Annotated in this window: 5 protein-coding genes; all 5 read right to left on the bottom strand. The window is 60.0% G+C overall.

The annotated features are described in order from the left end of the window. Positions 1 to 554: Lar family restriction alleviation protein (locus tag ACI1V7_RS28300; protein WP_404536056.1), on the bottom strand; the 554-nt coding region annotated here is incomplete at its 3' end. After that, positions 547 to 828 (bottom strand): hypothetical protein, encoded by a 282-nt coding sequence (locus ACI1V7_RS28295; RefSeq protein ID WP_404536054.1) that lies wholly within the window; start codon positions 826 to 828, stop codon positions 547 to 549. The genes ACI1V7_RS28295 and ACI1V7_RS28300, both read right to left, overlap by 8 nt. Next, positions 828 to 1,874, bottom strand: a complete 1,047-nt coding sequence (locus ACI1V7_RS28290; protein WP_404536052.1) for a C2HC5-type zinc finger protein — start codon at positions 1,872 to 1,874, stop codon at positions 828 to 830. The genes ACI1V7_RS28295 and ACI1V7_RS28290 overlap by 1 nt, the downstream gene beginning before the upstream one ends. Beyond that, a complete protein-coding gene (locus tag ACI1V7_RS28285; RefSeq protein WP_404536049.1) occupies positions 1,871 to 2,344 on the bottom strand; it encodes a DNA N-6-adenine-methyltransferase in 474 nt (157 codons plus the stop codon). The genes ACI1V7_RS28290 and ACI1V7_RS28285 overlap by 4 nt, the downstream gene beginning before the upstream one ends. A gap of 26 nt (positions 2,345 to 2,370) precedes the next feature. Beyond that, a partial coding sequence (locus tag ACI1V7_RS28280; RefSeq protein ID WP_404536046.1) for a hypothetical protein occupies positions 2,371 to 2,747 on the bottom strand: 377 nt, incomplete at its 5' end.

Raw genomic sequence — 2,747 nt, 5'->3', positions numbered from 1 at the left:
TCCTTCGCCTCTCTGTCTGCTGCATTAGCAGAGAGAGCAGCGCGGGCAATTGCAACGCCAGCAGCGAATGCCTCCGCCTGATCGCAGACAGCGCCGCTGCTGTATAGCCCGTCGCCAATGTAAGTCGCCGCTTCGCCGCGCTGTGACATCCATCGTTCGAACTCGTACCGAACGTCAAGCTCGTCCTCGGCGGTGCTGGGCGCCGATTTGCAAGCTGGAGTCAAGGAGGAGATGACCTGCAACGCGGCTCTAGCCGTCGCTCCTGGGCTACCGCCATTGGATGCTATATCACGTAGCGCATCAGACGCGGCGGTGCTGGGCGATGGCGGGGTGGCGCGGCTGGCTGCTTGCGCGTTCCAGGCCCTGATCGCAGCAGCCGCACCTGGGATATCTTCTCCATCATCATCCTGCACGCCGACCGGGCCTCGTGCCAAGCAGGCGCTGTGCTCGTCGATGAGGCTGTCGCATTGGACGTAGGCAGCCGAGTAGTCCAGGCGCTCGACGAATGCCTCGGTTCCGCCGCAAAACGGGCACGGTTTGAGTTCTTCAGCCATTTCCTTCTTCTCCCTTGCTTACATGAGGTTGAGATGCCGAACCCATGATCTGGTAATGCTTCGGCACAGACTCTTGGCTGCTCCACAGGTGCCCGGATTGATCGACCAACATTCCAGCAGCAGATCGCTGCGGAAACTCACCATGCCATTTGCCGATCTCGGGATCGCATGCCGAGCAAAGCCCTGGCTTCCCTTCTAGCGTGGTGTGAACCCAATAGTTGCTGAGAGCTGTGTTTTCTATGCAGCCGCAGGCGTGACACATGAAGATTGGCATCAGTCGCTCCCCTTGGCGCTGTTCTGGGCCTGCTGGGCGGCCTGCTCACACGACGGGCACCCGTCATGATGAAAGTGAAGGGGCTCGTTGTACTGGCAGATGATTTCGCCACACGTCAGGCATTCAGGGTCAGGGCAATGGTCAAGCAGCCCGTCGATGATTCGCTCAAGACGTGCAATCTCATCCTTCGCATCTGCTTCCGCTATAGCGGCGGTAGGGGCGGCGCTCTGCCGCTCGATCTGTACCGTGAAGCGATCCCACGATTTTTCTACAGCAGAGGCAATGGTGCCATCGAGAACATACATTCCGAATTCTGTGATCTCGTAGATGCTGCCAGACGTGCGCCGCACGACGCCAATGGTTGCCAAGCGTTTCATCATGTCCTTGCGCACGTCGTACCCTTCGCCGTCTTCGCAAGTTTCGTTGAAGCGACGCAGCGCGGCCATTTCCTCGGCATTCAGCAGCACAGCCGCGCGGGTATCGCTTGCCGGGGTGGCCGCTGCGTAGAGCTTAGCGCCGATTCCTGGGCGCGGTCCATTCAGGCGAACGGGGATCAGATCGCATCGTCCTCCTTGAACAACTTCACCGATCGGTTCGGCCTTCGCACTGGATGCGCGATTGGCAAGCTGTGCGATGGTTTCGCGCAGTTCAGCGACGTATGAGCGCATGTAATCCGGGTCCGCCAATTCCTCGTCGGTCAACGGTTCGCCACGGGATGCGGTTGCCTGCTGGGCGGTGCGTGCCTGGGCGATCAGGGCGAGGATCGTAGGCGGATCGAACGCTGCAATGTATCTGCCAAACTGCGCGCCTACCTCATGTGCAATCGTGAGGCATTCAGACCCATCTGGGGTCTGCCATTCTTTCATTGTGTACACATCGCCATATGGAAGTGCGTCACCTCCAACAACTTCTCCACCTGCTATTCGATAAGGTTCATCGGCTGTATCAAAATCCCATGCTTCCGTAAATTCTATGCTCCGCGCCAGTGCTTCCAGATTGTCCAGCTGCCCTGCGCTCAGTGGCAGGGATGGGGTGGTGTTGGTCATGATGCGTCCTTATATTTGTTGATGATGGGGATCACGATTCCCAGCTTGCTTTCTGCCAGCGCGGCGACGTTATGCAGGCCGTAAGCAACCAAGCAGATTGGGGCTCCGCTGTTTGCCGCCGCGCGCCGGCCGTCAACATAGTGGAAGTGGGGGCGCCCTTGGATGAACAGCACGGCATCTGCTGCGCCCCAGACGGTTTCGTAAAACATGACCGTCTCCGTGCGCGCTGGTATGAGCGCGATCCCGTTGCCATGCTTAACCATCCGGCGCAACCACTTGATTGCCTCTCGACCGAATGGCGGGTTGCACCACACACGGCCGGCCCAAGGCTGTGTCAGGCCGTCGTCTTCTACGGTGAAATGTCGGCGGGCGGTGTCCCAGGGGCGTACCACGGGAGCGCACGGGTCGAGATCAAACTCGCCGCATGCACGCACAATTTCCGGCGGTGTAAGCCACTCGTCGTTCAGCATGCGTGCCGACTGATGGCCCGATAGGCTCACGCTTCGCCTCCTTCCACGCTCTGCGCTGGGGCACCCTTGAGCACTGCCGCCGCCTCGTGATAGACGCATTGGAAGCCAGGCTTCAACATGTGAGAGTTCGGCACGCAATCAGCGCATGCATAGTCGGGCAGGCCGGGACCACGATGAACAATCCACTGCGCCCATTGCACATCGGATGGATTGAGTGCTGGAGCGGCGAGGCTGGCGCGGGCTTTCCATGCGTCCCAGGCACGCGCTGCGTCGGCATATACGTACCCAGTGCCGAACTTTCCTTGAATCAGGCTGGTGACGCGACCTTGCGCCCAGCTTTCGAAGAGTGCGCGCTCGTTACCGGCACCCGCCGTGCTCGGGTTATCTGCAGGTGCAGGAGCGG

This window comes from Massilia paldalensis, assembly GCF_044901715.1.
GTDB lineage: Bacteria > Pseudomonadota > Gammaproteobacteria > Burkholderiales > Burkholderiaceae_D > Telluria > Telluria paldalensis.
The sequence above is the reverse complement of the archived record's forward strand: the minus strand, read 5'-3'. Positions and strand labels throughout refer to the sequence as shown.

What these genes read in the sequence shown, in the direction of transcription:
- ACI1V7_RS28295 (WP_404536054.1), bottom strand. Translation starts at nt 828, where the DNA reads ATGCCAATCTTCATGTGTCACGCCTGCGGCTGCATAGAAAACACAGCT.
- ACI1V7_RS28285 (WP_404536049.1), bottom strand. Translation starts at nt 2,344, where the DNA reads ATGCTGAACGACGAGTGGCTTACACCGCCGGAAATTGTGCGTGCATGC.
- ACI1V7_RS28290 (WP_404536052.1), bottom strand. Translation starts at nt 1,874, where the DNA reads ATGACCAACACCACCCCATCCCTGCCACTGAGCGCAGGGCAGCTGGAC.